The organism is Kitasatospora sp. MAP12-44 (genome assembly GCF_029892095.1).
Taxonomy (GTDB): Bacteria; Actinomycetota; Actinomycetes; order Streptomycetales; family Streptomycetaceae; genus Kitasatospora.
Window position 1 is genome coordinate 5,606,266 of record NZ_JARZAE010000004.1, and the last position, 19,450, is coordinate 5,625,715.

The window sequence follows — 19,450 nt, forward strand, 5'->3', positions numbered from 1 at the left end:
GGAGGCTTACGGTGGCGGCTGTCGAGGGCTGGGCAGAGGTCCCGGCGGAGGTGCGCAGGCGGCATGTGGAGCTGGCGGCCGAGATCGAGGGCCACCGCATCCGGTACTACGACCAGGACGCGCCGGTCGTCAGCGACGCCGAGTTCGACCGGCTGATGCGCGAGCTGGAGGCGATCGAGGCCGAGCACCCGGTCCTGGTCACCCCGGACTCGCCCACCCAGAAGGTCGGCGGCACGGCGGGCGACGTCTTCACCAAGGTCGAGCACCGCGAGCGGCTGCTCAGCCTGGACAACGCGATGGACGACGAGGAGCTGTCCGACTGGGCCGACCGCGTCGCCCGCGAGCTGGACGGCATCGAGTACCACTACCTCTGCGAGCTCAAGGTGGACGGCCTGGCCGTCAACCTCACCTACGAGCACGGCCGGTTGGTGCTGGCCGCCACCCGCGGCACCGGCCGGGTCGGCGAGGACATCACCACCAACGTCCGCACCATCAAGGAGATCCCGCACCAGCTCAAGGGTGACAACATCCCCGCCCTGGTCGAGATCCGCGGCGAGGTCTACCTGCCCACCGAGGCCTTCGCCGAGCTGAACGCCTCGCTCGCCGCGGAGAACGAGCGCCGCCGGGCGGACAACGAGGAGCGCGCCAAGGAGGGCAAGCGCCCGCACGCCCTGGTCAAGCTGTTCGCCAACCCGCGCAACGCGGCCGCAGGTTCGCTGCGCCAGAAGGATCCGCTGGTCACCGCCTCGCGCCCGCTGCACATGGTGGTGCACGGCATCGGCGCCCGCGAGGGCTTCGACATCGACTGCCAGTCGCATGCCTACCAGCTGCTGCACGACTGGGGCCTGCCGACCGCCCGGCACAACCGCGTGGTGGGCACGCTGGAGGAGGTGCGCGCCTTCATCAGGCTCTACGGCGAGCAGCGGCACTCGGTCGAGCACGAGATCGACGGCGTGGTCGTCAAGGTGGACGAGATCCCGCTCCAGGGCCGGCTCGGCGCCACCTCCAAGTCGCCGCGCTGGGCGATCGCCTGGAAGTACCCGCCGGAGGAGGTCAACGCCAAGCTGGCCCGGATCCAGGTCGGCATCGGGCGCACCGGCCGGGCCACCCCGTTCGCCGTGCTGGCCGAGCCGGTGAAGGTGGCCGGCTCGATGGTGCAGTACGCGACGCTGCACAACCAGCAGGTGGTCAAGGCCAAGGGCGTGCTGCTCGGTGACACCGTGGTGCTGCGCAAGGCCGGTGACGTGATCCCCGAGATCCTCGGCCCGGTGGAGGACTTGCGGGACGGCACCGAGCAGGAGTTCGTGATGCCGAGCCACTGCCACGAGTGCGGCTCCGAGCTGCGCCCGATGTCGGAGGGCGACATCGATCTGCGCTGTCCCAACGCGCAGTTCTGCCCGGCCCAGGTCCGCGAGCGGATCGCCTACCTGGGCGGCCGCGCCTCGCTGGACATCGACGGCCTCGGCTATGTCGCGGCCACCGCGCTCACCCAGCCGCTGGAGCCCAAGGATCCGCCGGTCAAGAACGAGGGCGACATCTTCGGCCTGACCATGGAGCAGCTGCTGCCGATCAAGGTGCTGGTGCGCGACCAGAAGAGCGGCATGCCCAAGCTGGACGACGAGACCGGCGAGGAGAAGCAGGTCGACTTCTTCGCCAACCTCAGGGGCGAGCCGAAGAAGAGCGCGAGCCTGCTGCTCGACAACCTGGCGGCGGCCCGCGAGCGGCCGCTCTGGCGCTACCTCAACGGCCTGTCGATCCGGCACGTCGGCCCGGTGTCCGCCCAGGCGCTGGCCCGCGAGTTCCGCGACCTGGACCGGATCTTCGCGGCCACCGAGGAGGAGTTGGCGGCCACCGAGGGCGTCGGTCCGATCATCGCCCGGGCGATCAAGGAGTGGTACCAGGAGGACTGGCACCGCGAGATCGTCGAGAAGTGGCGGGCCGCGGGGGTGCGGTTCACCGAGGAGGCGGCCGAGGAGGCGGGCCCGCGCCCGCTGGAGGGCCTGACCGTCGTCGTCACCGGCACGCTGGCCGGCCACACCCGGGACGGCGCCAAGGAGGCGCTGGTCTCGCGGGGCGCGAAGGTGACCGGTTCGGTGTCGAAGAAGACCGATTTCGTGGTGGTCGGCGACAACCCCGGGTCCAAGTTCGACAAGGCCGTGCAGCTGGGCCTGGCCGTGCTGGACGACGAGGGGTTCACCGTCCTGCTGGAGCAGGGCCCGTCCGCCGCCCGCGCGCACCTCGGCCTCCCGGAGCCCGAACCTGCCGCACCCACCGAAGCGGAGTCGGTAACCCCCGCAGGCCCTGACCAGGGCTGACGTGTCCGTCTTGTTATCGTACTGATTGACCGTCAGCGGGATGCCGGGGCCGCAAACAGGGCATCGTGTTCCCGTGCGGCGCCGGCTCACGCCTGAGGCGATCCAAGGATGACTGAAAGTCAGCCTCCATACAGGAGGCGGACTTACCCTGGAATGCAACAGCGTGTCAGCAGGAGTGGGGCACCGGGTTCGTCCGGCGCCGTCTGGGGGGCTTCCCGGCTGAGACCGACTGGCACACCATCAGGGGTGCCAGGGCCGACCGTTCTTCCGGTCGGTCCCAGCCGCGACGCGGCCTGGCGGGGCGGGCCTGACGGAGGACAGGGCGTATGGATGGTACGACCGGCGGGGCGTTGACGCGTCCGCCGCAGGGGGTGGCAGGCGCGGTCCTGCTGCTCGGTGTGCTGCTGGCCGGGGCCGCACCGCTCATCCCACTGGCTGTCCTGGTCAGCCGCTACGAGCCCGAACTGCTGCCGCTCTTCGCGGTCCCCCTGGCCGTCCTGGTGGCGGCCTGGCGGATCGCCCGCGATCGGGCCAGGGACCAGCTCACCGACCCGCTCACCGACCTGCCCAACCGGCACGCGCTGCTGCTGGCGGCCCAGGAGGCGATCGCCGAGCACCAGGACGAGGAGGGCTACTGCGTCGGTCTCATCCTGTTCGACCTCGATCGGTTCCGATCGCTCAACGACACGCTCGGTCACGCGGCCGGCGACCGGCTGCTCGTGCACATCGCCCGCCGCCTGCACCGGGTGCTGCGCGGCGGCCTGCCCGACACCTCGTCCAATGCGCTGGACGGCCCGTCCGGCGCCGCCGACCGCCGCCGCGACACCGAGGAACTGCTCGCCGAACTGCCGCCGATCGCCGAACGCGGACGCCGCGCGGTGGTGGCCCGGATGGGCGGCGACGAGTTCGCGGTGCTGCTCCCCGGCGTCGGCTGCCCCGACACCCTGGAGCGCCTGGCGAAGGCGCTGATCGCCGAACTCGCCGCGCCGATCCGCCTCGACGGGCTGCTACTGGTCCTGGAGGCGTCCGCCGGAGTCTGCGTCTATCCGCAGCACGCGGGCGACGCAGAATCGTTGCTGCGCCGCGCGGACGTCGCGATGGGCCACGCCCAGCAGGGCCGCACCGGCGTCGAGCAGTACGACCACTCGCAGGACGCCGACACGCCGTACCGGATCGGGCTGCTCGGCGATCTGCGCCGGGCCCTGGAGATGGGCGAGGTCCAGCTGCACTACCAGCCCAAGGTGGCCTTCGACGGCCGGGTGGTCGGCCTGGAGGCGCTGCTGCGCTGGGAGCGGCCCGGGCGCGGCAAGGTCAGCCCGGACGAGTTCGTCGGCCTCGCCGAGTCCAGCGGCCTGATGCCGCGGCTGACCGACTACGTGCTGGAGGCGGCGATCGGCCAGCTGGCCACCTGGCGCGGCCAGGGCCTGCAGGTGCAGGTCGCGGTCAACGTCTCGCCGCGCGACGTGCTCAACCCGGGCTTCGCCCAACGTGTCGCCGGCCACTTGGCGCGCCATCAAGTACCCGCTCAGGCGCTCCAGTTGGAGATCACCGAGCGGCTACTGCTGGACGACTCGCGGCGGGCCGCCGACACCCTGGCCGAACTGCGCCGGCAGGGCGTGGGGATGTCGCTTGACGACTTCGGCACCGGCCACTCCTCGCTGGTGCGGCTGCGCAGCCTGCCGGTCGGCGAGCTGAAGATCGACCGCTCGTTCGTCTCGCGGATGGTCGCCGACGACCATGACGCCGCCGTGGTGCGCTGCTCGGTGGAGCTGGCGCACTCGCTCGGCCTGACCGTGGTCGCCGAGGGCGTCGAGGACGACGAGACCTGGGAGCGGCTGCACGGTCTGGGCGTGGACGCGGTGCAGGGCTGGCTGGTCTCCGCGGCCCTGCCCGCCGACCAGGCCACCGCCTGGCTGCGGGTGCACCGCACCGGCCCGCCGCCCGCCGAGCGGCTGACCACGCTGGACCGCTGGACCGGGAAGGCCGAGCTGACCTGTCCGGTGCTGCCGCGCCCGGTGATCCCGACCCAGGCCGTCCAGTCGATCAGCCAGTCGCTGAGCCAGCCGATGGGCCAACCGCTGGGCCCGCCGCTGAGCCAGCCCCTGGGCCAGCCCCTGAGCCAGCCGGTCCCACCGCTGGTCGCACCGCGTCCGCAGTCCTCCGAAACCGGCCTGCAGGCGCCCACTGCCCCGCAGTAGAGGGCTGACGTGCCCGGTCGTGCGGCCACGCCCCCTAGGATGGGCTGCACAGACCAAGAGGACGCGAGGCCGGGGCGGCAGTGCCGCCGGGTCGCCGTCCGGGTCGGGTCACCCTGGGTGCCCGACCTCACCAGAACTCACCTTGAGGATCGCTGCATGCCTGGCATCACGCGCGAGGAGGTCGCCCACCTCGCCCGGCTGTCGCGTCTGGAGTTGCAGGCGGAGGAGCTGGACCACTTCGCCGAGCAGCTCGACGTGATCATCGGCGCGGTCGCCCGCGTTTCCGAGGTCGCCGGACAGGACGTCCCCCCGACCTCCCACCCGCTGCCGCTGACCAACGTCATGCGCGCGGACGAGGTCCGGCCCTCGCTCACCCCGGACCAGGCGCTGTCCGGTGCTCCGGCCGCCGAGGAGCAGCGTTTCCGCGTGCCGCAGATCCTGGGGGAGGACTAACACCCATGACCGACCTCATCAAGTTCACCGCCGCCGACACCGCCGCCGCCATCGCGAGCGGCCAGGTCAGCGCCGTCGAGGTGGCTCAGGCCCACCTCGACCGGATCGACGCCGTCGACAAGAAGGTCAACGCCTTCCTGCACGTGGACACCGAGGGCGCGCTGGCCGCGGCCCGCGCGGTGGACGACAAGCGCGCCAAGGGCGAGGAGCTCGGCCCGCTGGCCGGCGTCCCGCTCGCGCTCAAGGACGTCTTCACCACCAAGGGCGTCCCCACCACCTGCGGATCGAAGATCCTCGAAGGCTGGATCCCGCCCTACGACGCGACCCTGACGTCCCGTCTGAAGGACGCGGGCGTGGTGATCCTCGGCAAGACCAACATGGACGAGTTCGCCATGGGGTCCTCCACCGAGAACAGCGCCTACGGCATCACCGGCAACCCGTGGGACCTCTCCCGGATCCCCGGCGGCTCCGGCGGCGGTTCGGCCGCCGCGCTGGCCGCGTACGAGGCCCCGCTGGCGATCGGCACCGACACCGGCGGCTCGATCCGCCAGCCCGGCGCCGTCACCGGCACGGTCGGCGTCAAGCCCACCTACGGCTCGGTCTCCCGCTACGGCCTGGTCGCCTTCTCCTCCTCCCTCGACCAGGGCGGCCCCTGCGCCCGTACGGTCCTGGACGCGGCCCTGCTGCACGAGGCGATCGCCGGCCACGACCCGCTGGACTCCACCTCCATCGACGCGCCCGTCCCGGCCGTGGTCGCCGCCGCCAAGCTGCGCGACGTGCGCGGCATGCGGATCGGCGTGGTCAAGGAGTTCGCCGGCGAGGGCTACCAGGCCGGCGTGATGCAGCGCTTCAACGAGAGCGTGGAGCTGCTGCGCGAGCTGGGCGCGGAGGTCGTCGAGGTCTCCTGCCCGTCCTTCACCCTCGCGCTGCCCGCCTACTACCTGATCGCGCCCAGCGAGGCCTCCTCCAACCTGGCCCGCTTCGACGCGATGCGCTACGGCCTGCGGGTCGGCGACGACGGCACCCGCTCCGCCGAGGACGTCACCGCGCTCACCCGCGAGGCCGGCTTCGGCCCCGAGGTCAAGCGCCGCATCATCCTGGGCACGTACGCGCTCTCCTCGGGCTACTACGACGCCTACTACGGCTCGGCCCAGAAGGTCCGCACCCTGATCTCGCGCGACTTCGACGCCGCCTTCGCCGGCGTCGACGTGCTGATCTCGCCGACCACCCCCACCACCGCCTTCCCGATCGGCGAGCGAGCCGACGACCCGCTGGCGATGTACCTGGCCGACCTCTGCACGATTCCGTCCAACCTCGCGGGCAACGCGGCCATGTCGCTGCCCTGCGGGCTGGCCCCGGAGGACAATCTCCCGGTCGGCCTGCAGATCATCGCTCCCGCGATGGCGGACGACCGCCTGTACCGCGTGGGCGGCGCCGTCGAGGCCGCACTCAACGACAAGTGGGGGCACCCCCTGCTCGAGGAGGCACCGGCACTGTGAGCAAGATCGAGAAGGCTAAGGCCAGTGGTTCAATCAAGGGCTGGAAGCATTCCAAGCCCGGACTGTGGCTCAGCATCGGCACCAGCGCTTTCGGTGTCCTGAGCATCGTCAAGGACGTCAAGAAGGCCCGCAGCGAGCAGGACAACCTGCTGCTGGCCAACGCCGTGGTCGGCGCCCTCGCCCTGGTCACCGGCACCGCCCTGCTGCTGCGCGAGCTCAAGCACCTGGGCGACGACGACGTGCTGCTGGGCTGAGACAGCACGGGTGAGTCGGCCTGTACCCGGCGTACAGGCCGACTACGTCTTGCCGGACCGGAGAAGGGAGGAAACGGGATGATCACCCGCATCGAGATCGACGGCTTCAAGTCCTTTCTCGGCTTCTCGCTCGATCTGACCCCATTCACGGTCCTGGCAGGTCCGAACGGCACCGGCAAGTCGAACCTGTTCGAGGCGATCGATCTGGCGCGCAGGCTGATCACAGACACCGACGGGCGCAGCTGGCTGCGAGGCATGCGCAGAGGCCAGTTGATCGATCAGTTCCACACCGGACCCGACGGTGTCACCGTCCCGCAGATGCGGTTGCTCGTACGCTTCCTCGTCGACCTGCCGGGCCACGGGCTCCAGCACGTCGAGGCGGTCATCGAGGCCGAGCTGCGCGAGGCGCCCGGGATGCCGGAAACCACGGTGCGACTGCGCGCTCTTGCGGAACTGCCCGAGGGCTGGACGCTGACCGACCAGGAGGCCGCAGCGGTCGGCCGTCCGGTGCTCCAGGCCGGGGCATTCGCCGTGGTAATGGCCGCCAGCCATGGCGGGTGGCTGGAGATGTTCCACCGCGAGCTCTTCGGTTGGACGATGTTGGCGCCCGATCCGGAGTCGATTCGCATGCCCAGCGACCTCTACGACTCGGATGCCCTCTCGCCTTCCGGACGCAACCTTCCCGGGGTGCTGGGCCGGCTGCTGGGCGAGTCCGGCACAGTCGGCACCCCGGAGTCGTTCCGGCTCCTGGCCGATGCGGCCGCGGTGCTCCGAGGGCTGACCGGAGTCGTCCCGACCCCGGATCCGAACCGGGGGGTCTGGGACCTGGACCTCGTCTACGAGGCGGCCGCGAAGGTGCCGGTCAGGCTGGCCTCGGACGGGACCCTACGGATCCTCGCGCTCCTCACCGCCGCTCACGACCCGGACAACCCGGGCACCCTGATGGTCGAGGAGCCTGAGAACGGCCTGCACCCCGGACAGGTTCGTGAGCTCGTCCGTCGCCTGCGGGCCACGACGAATCCTGCGACCAGGCGCCAGATCCTGTTGACGACCCATTCGCCGGTAGTGCTCTCCGCGCTGCTTCCCGACCACCAGGGCGATGCCGTCTTCATCGACACGGTGACGCGGGTGGGCGGCGACCGGGGCCCGGTACGGCACACCCGCGCGCGGCGGCTCGGGATGTCGGGCGAGCCGGGCACCTTCGTCCCGGCTCGGGAGGCCCGCAGGTTTCTTGAAAGCGCTGTGGCGGGCCCGGGATGAGCCGGTACCTGGTGCCCGGTCTGATCGCCGAGGGACCTGAGGACCAGCTGTTCCTCGGTCGGGTCATCGTTCGTCAGCTGCTGGCCCTGGGATCAGCGGCTGGTGAGCCCTTCGACGTACAGGAGTTCGTCCTGCCGGGCGACTGCCCGTCGACAAAGGGGGCGGCGCAGGTCGCGGCCGCTGTGGCGGACCTCGCCGCCGACTGCCATATCGTGTTTCTGCACAATGACCACAGAGAACGGGACAAGATCGCGAAGGTGGCGGCGCTGACGGCGATTCCGGTCGGACGGCGTATGGTCGGCGTCGTCCCGGTCCGGGAGACCGAGGCTTGGCTCCTGGCAGATGCGGAACTGCTTCGCTCGGTGCCCGGCGCGGTCACGGAGCTGATTCCGACCTCCGCGGCTCAGGCCGAGAGGGTGTCGGACCCGAAGGATCTGCTCAGCCGTATTCTTCCTGGATACGACTCCAGAAACCTCTCTGAGAAACTTAGCAATGAGATCGACCTCGTCCGTCTCAAGGCTCTCCCCGCCTACCGTGAATGGTGCGAGGAGCTCACGACTGTACTGAAGGAGTTGCATTTCCTGTGAGCGGCATGAACCTCGTCTCCTACGACGACGCTCTTGCGTCGTACGACCCGGTGATGGGCCTGGAGGTCCATGTCGAGCTGGGCACCAAGACGAAGATGTTCTGCGGTTGCTCGACCACCCTGGGGGCCGAGCCGAACAGCCAGACCTGCCCGACCTGCCTCGGCCTGCCCGGCTCGCTGCCGGTGGTCAACGCGATCGGGGTGGAGTCCGCGGTCAAGATCGGCCTGGCGCTGAACTGCGAGATCGCCGAGTGGTGCCGCTTCGCGCGGAAGAACTACTTCTACCCGGACATGCCCAAGAACTTCCAGACCTCGCAGTACGACGAGCCGATCGCCTTCAACGGCTACCTCGACGTGCAGCTGGAGGACGGCGAGATCTTCCGGGTCGAGATCGAGCGCGCCCACATGGAGGAGGACACCGGCAAGTCCTCGCACATCGGTGGCGCGACCGGCCGGATCCACGGCGCCTCGCACTCGCTGCTCGACTACAACCGGGCCGGCATCCCGCTGATCGAGATCGTCACCAAGCCGATCGAGGGCGCGGGCGTCCGGGCTCCCGAGGTGGCGAAGGCGTACGTCGCCGAGCTGCGTGAGCTGATCAAGGCGCTCGGCGTCTCCGAGGCCCGGATGGACAAGGGCCAGATGCGCTGCGACGTCAACCTGTCGCTGCGCCCGCACGGCCGGGCGGAGTTCGGCACGCGCAGCGAGACCAAGAACGTCAACTCGCTGCGCAGCGTGGAGCGGGCGGCCCGCTTCGAGATCATGCGGCACGCCGCCGTGCTGGACGAGGGCGGCACGATCGTCCAGGAGACCCGGCACTTCCACGAGGAGGACGGCAGCACCACGGCCGGCCGGATCAAGGACAACGCCGAGGACTACCGCTACTTCCCCGAGCCCGACCTGGTGCCGATCGCCCCCGCCCGTGCCTGGGTGGAGGAGCTGCGCGCCGCGCTGCCCGAGCTGCCGCGGGTGCGCCGCGCCCGGCTGCAGGGCGAGTGGGGCCTGTCGGACAAGGACATGCAGTCGGTGCTCAACGCCGGTGCGGTGGAGCCGATCCTGGAGACCATCGCGGCCGGTGCGCCGGCCGACCAGGCCCGCAAGTGGTGGATGGGCGAGCTGGCCCGCCGGGCCAACGAGACCGCCACCGACCTCGCCGAGCAGCCGATCACCCCGACCCAGGTGGCCCGGGTGTGCGCGCTGGTCGCCGAGGGCAAGCTGAACGACAAGCTGGCCCGTCAGGTCATCGAGGGCGTGCTGGCGGGCGAGGGCGAGCCGGACGAGGTCGTGGCGAGCCGTGGCCTGGCGGTCGTCTCGGACGACTCCGCGCTCGGCGCGGCGGTCGACCAGGCCATCGCGGAGAACGCCGCCATCGCGGACAAGATCCGCGACGGCAAGGTCGCCGCGGTGGGCGCGCTGGTCGGCGCGGTCATGAAGACCACCCGCGGCCAGGCCGACGCGGCCCGCGTCAAGGATCTGATCCTGGAGAAGCTCGGCGCTGCCTAGCCTTAGTCACCGCCTTAGATCGCCTTAGATCCCAGGGCCTGTGGCCACCCCTCCTTAGGGGTGGCCACAGCCGTTTGCCGGCCCGTCTAAGGCTCTGACGCCCCGGAAGATGCGGCATGCTGCCGATGCCCGGCACCCCGCTGGGGGAGGAGGCTCTTACCAGGACGACGGACCGGTCGAAAGAGACCGGGAAGCGTCCCGGAACAGGGGACCGACGATGAACGAGTACGACCTCTACCGTCAGCTCAACGCCGAGATGCGCGAGATCGCCGCCCACCAGCGGCTGGTCACCGAGGCCCGCGCCATCCGCCGCAGCGCGCGGCAGGCCGAGCGGCCGCAGGGCGTCAGCGGCCGCAGCGGGGCGCTGCGCCGGCTGGCCACCCGCGCCACGGCGACCCGCACCACGGCGCCCCGCACCACCGCCGCCGCTTGCACCGAATGCTGACAGAACAGGACCACCCCGGCGGCACGTGGGGAGCGCCGGGGAACGAGGGGAGGGACGCCGCCGGCGCCCTCCCCTCGGGCATTGCGGGGCCGCGCGCGGAGCCCGGTTCAGCGCTGCGGGTAATCACTCGGCCGCTGTCGGGTCCCTGTGGCATGCTCGGCGCCGTGGATCAGATGTCGGTCAGTCCTGTGTTCGTCGGTCGTGGCAGCGAGACCGCCACCCTCACGGCTGCGCTGCGCCGCGCCTCGGCGGGGCAGCCGCAGGCCCTGCTGATCGGCGGGGAGGCCGGGGTCGGCAAGACCCGCCTGCTGGAGGAGTTCCTCTGCGCGGCGGACAGCGGGAGCCCGGACGAGGGCGCCGAGGGCACCGTCACCATGCTCGGCGGCTGCCTGGAGGTCGGCGCCGAGGGCCTGCCGTACGCGCCGCTGGTGACCGCGATGCGCCGCCTGCACCGCCGTCTCGGCCCCGAACTGGCCCGCGCCGCCGAGGGGATGGAGAACCATCTCTCCCGGCTGCTCCCGGAGTTCGGCGACGCCGACACCGAGCCGAACGACGAGTACGGCCGCGCCCGGCTGTTCGAGCACATCACCCGGCTCTTCGAGCGGCTCAGCGCCGAGCGCACGCTGGTGCTGGCGATCGAGGACCTGCACTGGTCCGACCGCTCCACCCGCGAGCTGCTGGCCTATCTGATCAGCACACTGCACCGCTCCCGGGTGCTGATCCTGGCCACCTACCGCACCGACGACCTGCACCGCCGTCACCCGCTGCGCCCCTTCCTGGCCGAGCTGGAGCGCCAGCGCACCGTGCAGCGCCTGGAGTTGGACCGCTTCGGTCACCACGAGGTGGCCGCCCAGCTGGCCGGCATCCTGGGCACCGAGGTGCCGGACCGCCGACTGGTCGAGCTGATCCACCGGCGCTCGGAGGGCAATCCGTTCTTCGTCGAGGAGCTGGCCAACTCCTACCAGGGCGGCTGTTCGGCCGGACTGAGCGACTCCCTGCGGGACATCCTGCTGGTCCGCGTCGAGGCGCTGGACGAAGAGACCCAGCAGGTGGTCAGAATCGCCGCCGAGGGCGGCTCACGGGTCGAACACGAGCTGCTGGCCGCCGTGCTGGACGGCTGCGAGGACGAGCTGATCGGCGCGCTGCGCACCGCCGTCGGGGCCAACATCCTGCAACTGGACAAGGACGGCGAGGGCTACCGGTTCCGTCACGCGCTGGTCCGCGAGGCGGTCTCGGACGACCTGCTGCCGGGGGAGCGCAACCGGATCAACCGCCACTTCGCCACCGCGCTGGAGGCCGATCCCGGCCTGGTGCAGCGCGACGAGCGCCCGGCGCGGCTGGCCAACTACTGGTACCACGCGCACGATCCGGCCCGCGCCCTGCCGACCGCGCTGGACGCCGCCCGCGCGGCCCGCCGCCGCAACGCCTTCGCCGAGCAGCTGAGCCTGCTGGAGCGGGCCATCGAACTCTGGGACGAGGTCGGCGAGGAGGTCCTGGGGGAGACCCTGCGGCCGCACGACTGGGCCGAGACCTACCCGCCGTGCTGCTGCGACCCGGGCGGCTGCGACGCGCAGTGCGACCGGCTGCGGCTGGTCGACGTGCTGGCCGAGGCCGTCGTCGCGGCCCGCCGGGCCGGCGACCGCGAGCGCGGGCTGAGCCTGGCCAAGCGCGCCCTCAAGCAGGTGGACGAGCGGGAGAACCCGCTGCGCAGCGCCTGGTTCCGGATGAACCGGGCCCGCCTGCTGGGCCACCTCAACCGGGTCGGCGGGGACGAGGAGCTGGCGCACGCCCAGCGGTTGGTGGAGGGCCGTAGGCCGTCCGCCGTGCAGGCGGAGGTGTTCGCGATGAGCGCCTCCCAGGGCATGCTGCTGGCCCCCACCGAGGAGCACGTCGAGCTGGCCGAGCGGGCCGTCGCGATAGCCCGGGAGGTCGGCGCGCCGGGCGTGGAGCTGCACGCCCGGATGACGCTCGGCACCCTCTACAACGACTTCGGCGGACCGGAGCGGGCGATGGCCGAGCTGCGCGCCGCCGTCGCGGCCGCCCGCGAGCTGGGTGTGCCGGATCTGCTCACCCGCGGCCTGAACAACCTGGCCAGCATGCTGGCCCACTACGGCCACGCCGAGGAGGCCACCACGCTGGCGCGGGAGGGCCTGGAGGTGGCCGGGCGGCTCGGCCTGCTGCGCAACACCGGGGCGATCCTGGCCGGCAACCTGGCCGAGTGCCTGATCATGACCGGTCGCCCGAACGAGGCCGCCGAGCTGCTGGCCGGCTGGGAGGGCAACGGCCGAGCCGAGAACCACGACGAGTACCTGCACCGGATCCGCGGTGAACTCGCCCTGCTGCGCGGCGATCTGGCGCTGGCCGCCGAGCAGCTGGCGAAGTCCGTGCGCGGGGACGGCAAGGACGAGCCGGCCCAGCACGTGCTGCCCACCGTCCGGTTGGCGATCGACCTCGCCGCACGGACCGGCCGGCCGTTGCAGGCACGGGCCGAGCTGCTGGCGGTGCTGGACCGCGGGCTGCCCGCGAAGGGCGACTGCGGGCTGCTGCCGGTGCTGGCCCGGGCCGCCGGGGTGGAGGCCGACTCGGTCGGCCTGCCCGCCGCCGACCTCGGCCGGGCGCCGGTGCTCGACCGGATCGCCCGGTTGCTGGCGAGCCAGCGGCCGGTGGTCCCGCTGCACGTGGGCTGGGCGCGGTTGGCCGAGGCCGAGTTGGCCCGGGCCACCGGCGCCGACACCCCGGCGCACTGGGCCGCCGCGATCACCCCGCTGCGCGCCACCGGGCTGCCCTATCCGCTGGTCCTGGCGCTGCTCGGGGCGGGCCGGGCGGCCGCCGGGGCGGGCCGGCGGGAGGAGGCCGGCCCGCTGCTGCACGAGGCGGCCGCGCTGGCGGCGCTGCGCGGGGACGCCGCGCTCGGCCAGGAGATCGCCCGGCTGGTGGACCGGGCCGGGGTGGCCCGCCCGGCGGCCGAGGAGCCGAAGGGGGCGCCGGCGCCGACCGCCGCGTTCGCCCTGACCCCGCGCGAGACGGATGTGCTGCGGTTGCTGACCCAGGGATGGACCAACCGCCAGATCGCCCAGGAGCTCTTCATCTCGCCCAAGACGGCCAGCGTGCATGTCTCCAACATCCTGGCGAAGTTGGAGGTCTCGGGGCGAGGCGAGGCGGCCGCGCTCGCGCACCGCCTGCGGCTGTTCCCCGAAGCTGCCCCCGAACTTGCCCGGGAAGGTGCCCAGGAGGCCGTGCCGGCCGGGGCTTTCGGCCGGTCTCACGCCCCGGCGCATTGACGCACAGGGCCCGGCGCACGGACGCACACGCCCCGGCGCGCGCGCTTCAGCGTGTGCGCTACGGCCAACCGGGCCGATCTGGTGGAAGCGGGTGCATATCCCTACTCTCGGACCATTACTCTAAGTTGAGTGTGCGTGTCATTGAGTGACCACAGTGGTGTAGTGTCCCGACTGGGAGTACTGGTGCGGCGCGACGGTCGTCGGATGTCGGCCCGCCCGCTGGACGCAGGCCGGCGGTCCGTCTGCGGCCGGCGAAGCCGCAGTCCGGGGGGCACGCGGCCCCGGGCCGGAGGGGGAGGTGCCGGGTGAACCCCGCCGATGCCATGCCGTCGACCGTTGCCGCGCCGCCGCCTGCCGCGCTCGCGCCCAAAGTCGCGCTCCCGTCCGGGGTCGCGCTGCCGATCGGGGTCGGGCTCGCGCCCGGGTGCGAGGGTGAACCGATGAGCCCGTCCGACCCCCCGCGCGGGCTCACGTTCGACCAGCGCCTGCCCGGCGTGCTGCTGGCGTTCCTCTGGCTGGCCTACGCGCTGGGCGCCGCCAGCGGCTGGGGTTCGCGCGAAGTGGCACTGTTCATGGGCGATTTCGGCCTGGCGGGGGCCGCGCTGGCGGCCGCGCTCTCCTGTCTGGTGCACGGCTGCACGGTGCCGGGGCCGGCCCGCCCGGCCTGGCTGCTCTTCGGGCTCTCCTCCTGCACGGTCGCCCTGGGCAACGGCACCTGGGGCTGGTACGAGGTGGTGCTGCGCACCGACCTGCCCCCCGACTCGCTGGCCGTCTACGCCTTCCTGCCGTTCGCCCCGCTGGCCATCGTCGGCCTGCTGGTGCTCGCCCAGCGCCCGCGCGGCGCGGCCGGCTGGTTCTGCCTGCTGCTGGACGGCTGGCTGGTGGCCGGCTCGCTCTTCACGCTGAGCTGGAGCCTGGCGCTCGGCCGCACCGCCGAGGGCCAGACCGGCGATCCGCTGAGCCTGGCGCTCAACCTGGCCTATCCGGTGCTGGACATCCTGATGGTCTCGCTGGTGGTCGGCCTGCGGTTCCGCGGCCGGGACTGCAACCGGGCCGCCGTGCACACCGCGATGCTCGGGCTGGCCGTGACGGTGGCCTGCGACGCGCTCTTCACCTCCGTGCACAGCACCTACCGCTCCGGCGGGATCCTGGACGCCGGCTGGTTCGCCGGCAGCCTGCTGCTCGCCTCGGCGCCCTGGTCGACCCGCCGGCAGCGGCGCCACCCCAGCCGCGAGCACCCCTCGGCGGGCGGTGCGCCGCGCCGCCGGGTCGCCTCCACCTTCAGCGCGCTGACCCCGTACGCCGCCGCCTCGGTCTGCACCGCGGGCATCCTCTACAACGCCCTCGGAGGGCACCCGATGGACCGGGTGGTGATCGTGGTGGCCTGCACCGTGGGCCTGGCGCTGATCGTCCGCCAGGGCATCATGCTGCTGGACAACCTGTCGCTGGCCCAGGAGTTGTCGCAGAAGGAGTCGCACTTCCGCTCGCTGGTGCAGGGTTCCAGCGACGTGATCATGATCGCCGGGGCCAACGGCGTGCTCTCGTACGTCAGTCCGGCCGCCCTCGGGGTCTACAGCCGGGATCCGGAGGAGCTGGTGGGCGGGCGGCTGCTCGACCTGGTGCACCCGGAGGACACCGACCGGGTGGTCGGCGAGGTCCGCCGGTTCCTGGCCCGCAGCAGCCGCCCGGCCCGCCACCTCACCCACCACCCGGCCCGCAGCGGCGAGCCGAGCGCCCGGGTGGAGTGCCGGATCCGCTCCGGCAGCGGCGAGTGGCTGCACGTCGAGTCCACCGTCAACCGGTACCGCGACGGGCTGATCCTCAACAGCCGCGACGTCACCGAACGGGTGCGCCTGCAGGCCCAGTTGCAGCACAACGCGTTCCACGACCCGCTCACCGACCTGCCCAACCGGGCGCTGTTCGCGCAGCGGCTGCGCGCCGCGCTGGGCGCCGACGGCCCGCGCGAGCACTCGCGTGAGCACCCGCCGGAGGAGGCCGGGCCGCCGGCCGTGCTCTTCCTGGATCTGGACGGCTTCAAGGCGGTCAACGACAGCGCCGGCCACCAGGTCGGCGACGAGCTGCTGGTGCAGGCCGCCCGGCGGCTGCAGGGCGTGGTCCGCGCGGGGGACACCGTGGCGCGCTTCGGCGGCGACGAGTTCGCCGCGCTGGTCTGCGGCCCGCGCGGCCGCGCGCAGGTCCAGGAGCTGGCCGAGCGGCTGCGCCGCGCGCTCTCCGAGCCGTACTGGATCGGCGGCGCCGAGCTCGGGGTGGCCGCCAGCATCGGCATCGCCTTCGGCCCGGCGGCGGACGGCCCGGCCGAGCAGGCCGAGTCGCCCGAGCAGCTGGCGGACGAGCTGATGCGCAACGCCGACCTGGCGATGTACCGGGCCAAGTCGCAGGGCAAGGGCCGGGTGGTGCTCTACAGCCCGGCGATGCGGGCCGACCTGGACCGCCGCAAGGAGCTGGACGACCGGCTGCGGGTCGCCGTTCGCGAGGGCAGCTTCGCGCTGCTGCACCAGCCGGTGGTGGACCTGCGCAGCGGCGCCGTCACCGGGGTCGAGGCGCTGGCCCGCTGGCGCTCGGCGCAGGGGCTGCTGCTGACCCCGGTGGAGTTCCTGCGCAGCTCCGACCACGGCGACACCGCCAACCGCTTCGCCCGCTGGCTGCTCCAGCAGACGGTGTCCGAGGCGGCTCTGCGGGCCGCTGCCGGGGCCGCGCTGGGCGGCCGCCTGGGGTCGGGCGCTGTCCCGGTCTCGGTGCGGCTCTCCGCCGAGCGGCTCTGCGCGCCCGGCGTCTACGAGACCATCGCCGGCGCGCTGCGGGACACCGGCCTGCCGCCCGGGCAGCTGATCGTCGAGCTGGCCACTGCTGGCCCGGACGGCATGGCGGACGAGCTGGGCCGCCGGCTGGCCGCGCTGCGCCGGCTCGGTGTGGGCGCCGCGGTGGCGGGCTTCGGCACCGGCAACGGCTCGCTCGGTGCGCTGGCCCGGCTGCCCTTCGACGCGCTCAAACTGGACCGCTCGCTGGTCCAGGAGCTGCCCGTCTCGCCGCGCAGCCGGGCACTGGCCGGGCACGCGCTGCGGCTGGGCCGGGACCTCGGCCTGGTCACGGTGGCCGAGGGGGTGGACCAGCCGCGCCAGGTGACGATGCTTCAGGAGCTCGGCTGCCGGCAGGGGCAGGGGCTGGCCTTCGCCCAGCCGCTGGACGAGTACCGGCTGCGCCGCGCACTGGCCCGCCGGCTCTACCCGCTGCCCCGGCCGATCGGCGCGGTCTCCGCCCGGCGGGCCTACCTCGCCGCCGCGGACACCCGTTCGGGTGTACGTCCGGAGGCCGGCTCTGGCTGCCCGCCGCACCACCACGGCGGTCCCAGGACACCGGACCACCGGGCCGCGGCGGGCCCGTCCGGCGGCCAGGGGACCGGTCCCACCGTGGGTCCGCATGGCGAGACGGTGATCCCGCCCGCTTGACACTGACGGTGGCTCGGGAGGAAGGTCGGTGCCATGCGCACCCGAATTCTCGTACTTGGCGGGCGCGTCGGCTGAGTCGGCCAGCAGGTCCGACTTGAGACAGACCGACGCGCCACCCCTCGCATGCCCTGGGCACGAGGGGTTTTTTGTTGCACTCATTCCGTTGGCACACCGTTGTACCGCCGGTCCTTTTCCCCCGAAAATGGGAGAAAGCGGACAGGCGCCCGGCGACCGGCCCGACCCGGCGCAGCCCCCGGCAGACCGAGGGCCTCAAGCCAGGGCCGACAGAATCCGAGAAGAGACAGGCAGATGACTGAGCACACGGCATCCCCCCGCCGCGGGGACCACCCGGCCGCCCCGTCCCACGGCGCCCCGGTGGTGGTCGAGACGATGACCGGGGCGCAGTCGCTGATCCGCTCGCTTGAGGCCGTCGGCGCGGAGACCGTCTTCGGTATCCCGGGCGGGGCGATCCTCCCGGCCTACGACCCGCTGATGGACTCCGTCAAGGTCCGGCACATCCTGGTCCGGCACGAGCAGGGCGCCGGCCACGCGGCCACCGGCTACGCGCAGGCCACCGGCAAGGTGGGCGTCTGCATGGCGACCTCCGGCCCGGGCGCGACCAACCTGGTCACCCCGATCGCCGACGCCTACATGGACTCCGTCCCGATCGTCGCGATCACCGGCCAGGTGGCCTCCAAGGCGATCGGCACCGACGCCTTCCAGGAGGCGGACATCTGCGGCATCACGATGCCGATCACCAAGCACAACTACCTGGTCACCGACCCGGCCGAGATCCCCCGGGTGATCGCCGAGGCCTTCCACATCGCCGCCACCGGCCGGCCGGGCCCGGTGCTGGTCGACATCGCCAAGGACGCCCTGCAGGCGACCACGGTCTTCCGCTGGCCCGTGGAGACCACGCTGCCCGGTTACCGCCCGGTCACCAAGCCGCACGCCAAGCAGATCCGCGAGGCCGCCAAGCTGCTGGTCAGTGCCAAGCGCCCGGTGCTGTACGTCGGCGGCGGGGTGCTCAAGGCGAATGCCACCGCCGAGCTGCGGATCCTGGCGGAGCTGACCGGCGCGCCGGTGGTCACCACCCTGATGGCGCTCGGCGCCTTCCCCGACAGCCACCCGCAGCACCTGGGCATGCCCGGCATGCACGGCAGCGTCCCGGCCGTCACCGCGCTGCAGAAGTCGGACCTGCTGTTCACCCTCGGCGCCCGCTTCGACGACCGGGTCACCGGCAAGCTGGACAGCTTCGCCCCGCTGGCCAAGGTCGTCCACGCGGACATCGACCCGGCCGAGATCGGCAAGAACCGCCCGGCCGACGTGCCGATCGTCGGCGACGCCCGCGAGGTGCTGGCCGACCTGATCGTCGCGGTCCAGGCCGAGCACGAGGCGGGCCACCGCGGCGACTACACCGACTGGTGGGTCAAGCTCAACGACTGGAAGAAGACCTACCCGCTGGGCTACGAGCCCGCCCCTGAGGGCGAGTTGTCGCCGCAGCAGGTGATCGAGCGGATCGGGCAGCTGGTCGGCTCGGACGCCGTCTACGCGGCGGGCGTCGGCCAGCACCAGATGTGGGCCTCGCAGTTCATCAGCTACGAGAAGCCCGCCACCTGGCTCAACTCCGGTGGCGCGGGCACCATGGGCTACGCCGTCCCCGCCGCGATGGGCGCCAAGGCCGGCCGGCCCGACCTCGCGGTCTGGGCGATCGACGGCGACGGCTGCTTCCAGATGACCAATCAGGAACTGGTCACCTGCGCGCTGAACAACCTGCCGATCAAGGTCGCCGTCATCAACAACGGCTCGCTGGGCATGGTCCGCCAGTGGCAGACCCTCTTCTACAACCAGCGCTACTCCAACACCGTGCTGCACGCCGGTCCCGAGCACGACGGGATCGCGGCGCCGGCCCAGGGCACCCGGATCCCGGACTTCGTGCTGCTGGCCGAGGCGATGGGCTGCGTGGGTCTGCGCTGCGAGCGTCCGGAGGACCTGGATACGGTGATCAAGCAGGCGATGGAGATCAACGACCGCCCGGTGGTCATCGACTTCATCGTCCACCAGGACGCCATGGTCTGGCCGATGGTCGCGGCCGGCACCAGCAACGACGAGATCCTCTTCGCCCGGGGCATCCGCCCCGACTTCGGCGACGACCTCGACTGACCCGCCCCTACGACTGCGACTAAGGC

Annotated in this window: 12 protein-coding genes; all 12 read left to right on the plus strand. The window is 72.4% G+C overall.

Features of this window, described 5'->3' with window-relative positions; all coding sequences use genetic code 11:
- Positions 1-11: 11 nt before the first annotated feature.
- On the plus strand, positions 12-2,315 hold the full coding sequence (gene ligA, locus P3T34_RS25910) for an NAD-dependent DNA ligase LigA (protein WP_280668451.1): 2,304 nt from the start codon (positions 12-14) through the stop codon (positions 2,313-2,315).
- A 326-nt stretch (positions 2,316-2,641) separates the two neighbouring features.
- A complete protein-coding gene (locus tag P3T34_RS25915; RefSeq protein ID WP_280668452.1) occupies positions 2,642-4,513 on the plus strand; it encodes an EAL domain-containing protein in 1,872 nt (623 codons plus the stop codon).
- 156 nt (positions 4,514-4,669) lie between these two features.
- Entirely contained in the window at positions 4,670-4,966 is a 297-nt protein-coding gene (gene gatC, locus P3T34_RS25920) for an Asp-tRNA(Asn)/Glu-tRNA(Gln) amidotransferase subunit GatC (protein WP_045302923.1), read from the plus strand.
- A gap of 5 nt (positions 4,967-4,971) precedes the next feature.
- Complete coding sequence (gene gatA, locus P3T34_RS25925) at positions 4,972-6,465, plus strand: Asp-tRNA(Asn)/Glu-tRNA(Gln) amidotransferase subunit GatA (protein WP_280668453.1); 1,494 nt, start codon at positions 4,972-4,974, stop codon at positions 6,463-6,465.
- On the plus strand, positions 6,462-6,719 hold the full coding sequence (locus P3T34_RS25930; RefSeq protein WP_280668454.1) for a hypothetical protein: 258 nt from the start codon (positions 6,462-6,464) through the stop codon (positions 6,717-6,719). Before gatA ends, P3T34_RS25930 begins: the two co-directional genes overlap by 4 nt.
- A 78-nt stretch (positions 6,720-6,797) precedes the next feature.
- A complete protein-coding gene (locus tag P3T34_RS25935; RefSeq protein WP_280668455.1) occupies positions 6,798-7,979 on the plus strand; it encodes an ATP-binding protein in 1,182 nt (393 codons plus the stop codon).
- On the plus strand, positions 7,976-8,566 hold the full coding sequence (locus P3T34_RS25940; RefSeq protein ID WP_280668456.1) for a DUF4276 family protein: 591 nt from the start codon (positions 7,976-7,978) through the stop codon (positions 8,564-8,566). The genes P3T34_RS25935 and P3T34_RS25940 overlap by 4 nt, the downstream gene beginning before the upstream one ends.
- Entirely contained in the window at positions 8,563-10,068 is a 1,506-nt protein-coding gene (gene gatB, locus P3T34_RS25945; protein ID WP_280668457.1) for an Asp-tRNA(Asn)/Glu-tRNA(Gln) amidotransferase subunit GatB, read from the plus strand. Before P3T34_RS25940 ends, gatB begins: the two co-directional genes overlap by 4 nt.
- A gap of 217 nt (positions 10,069-10,285) precedes the next feature.
- Positions 10,286-10,513 carry a hypothetical protein gene (locus P3T34_RS25950; RefSeq protein WP_280668458.1) on the plus strand — a complete coding sequence of 76 codons (228 nt, stop codon included), beginning with the start codon at positions 10,286-10,288 and terminating at the stop codon, positions 10,511-10,513.
- A gap of 173 nt (positions 10,514-10,686) precedes the next feature.
- Positions 10,687-13,794 (plus strand): helix-turn-helix transcriptional regulator, encoded by a 3,108-nt coding sequence (locus P3T34_RS25955; protein ID WP_280672386.1) that lies wholly within the window; start codon positions 10,687-10,689, stop codon positions 13,792-13,794.
- 440 nt (positions 13,795-14,234) lie between these two features.
- Entirely contained in the window at positions 14,235-17,261 is a 3,027-nt protein-coding gene (locus tag P3T34_RS25960) for an EAL domain-containing protein (protein ID WP_280672388.1), read from the plus strand.
- Positions 17,262-17,570: 309 nt separating this feature from the next.
- Positions 17,571-19,424, plus strand: a complete 1,854-nt coding sequence (locus tag P3T34_RS25965) for an acetolactate synthase large subunit (protein ID WP_280668459.1) — start codon at positions 17,571-17,573, stop codon at positions 19,422-19,424.
- Positions 19,425-19,450: the final 26 nt, after the last annotated feature.

What these genes read in the sequence shown, in the direction of transcription:
- gatA (WP_280668453.1), top strand. Translation starts at nt 4,972, where the DNA reads ATGACCGACCTCATCAAGTTCACCGCCGCCGACACCGCCGCCGCCATC.
- P3T34_RS25960 (WP_280672388.1), top strand. Translation starts at nt 14,235, where the DNA reads ATGAGCCCGTCCGACCCCCCGCGCGGGCTCACGTTCGACCAGCGCCTG.
- gatC (WP_045302923.1), top strand. Translation starts at nt 4,670, where the DNA reads ATGCCTGGCATCACGCGCGAGGAGGTCGCCCACCTCGCCCGGCTGTCG.
- P3T34_RS25940 (WP_280668456.1), top strand. Translation starts at nt 7,976, where the DNA reads ATGAGCCGGTACCTGGTGCCCGGTCTGATCGCCGAGGGACCTGAGGAC.
- P3T34_RS25955 (WP_280672386.1), top strand. Translation starts at nt 10,687, where the DNA reads ATGTCGGTCAGTCCTGTGTTCGTCGGTCGTGGCAGCGAGACCGCCACC.
- P3T34_RS25965 (WP_280668459.1), top strand. Translation starts at nt 17,571, where the DNA reads ATGACTGAGCACACGGCATCCCCCCGCCGCGGGGACCACCCGGCCGCC.
- P3T34_RS25950 (WP_280668458.1), top strand. Translation starts at nt 10,286, where the DNA reads ATGAACGAGTACGACCTCTACCGTCAGCTCAACGCCGAGATGCGCGAG.
- P3T34_RS25935 (WP_280668455.1), top strand. Translation starts at nt 6,798, where the DNA reads ATGATCACCCGCATCGAGATCGACGGCTTCAAGTCCTTTCTCGGCTTC.
- P3T34_RS25915 (WP_280668452.1), top strand. Translation starts at nt 2,642, where the DNA reads ATGGATGGTACGACCGGCGGGGCGTTGACGCGTCCGCCGCAGGGGGTG.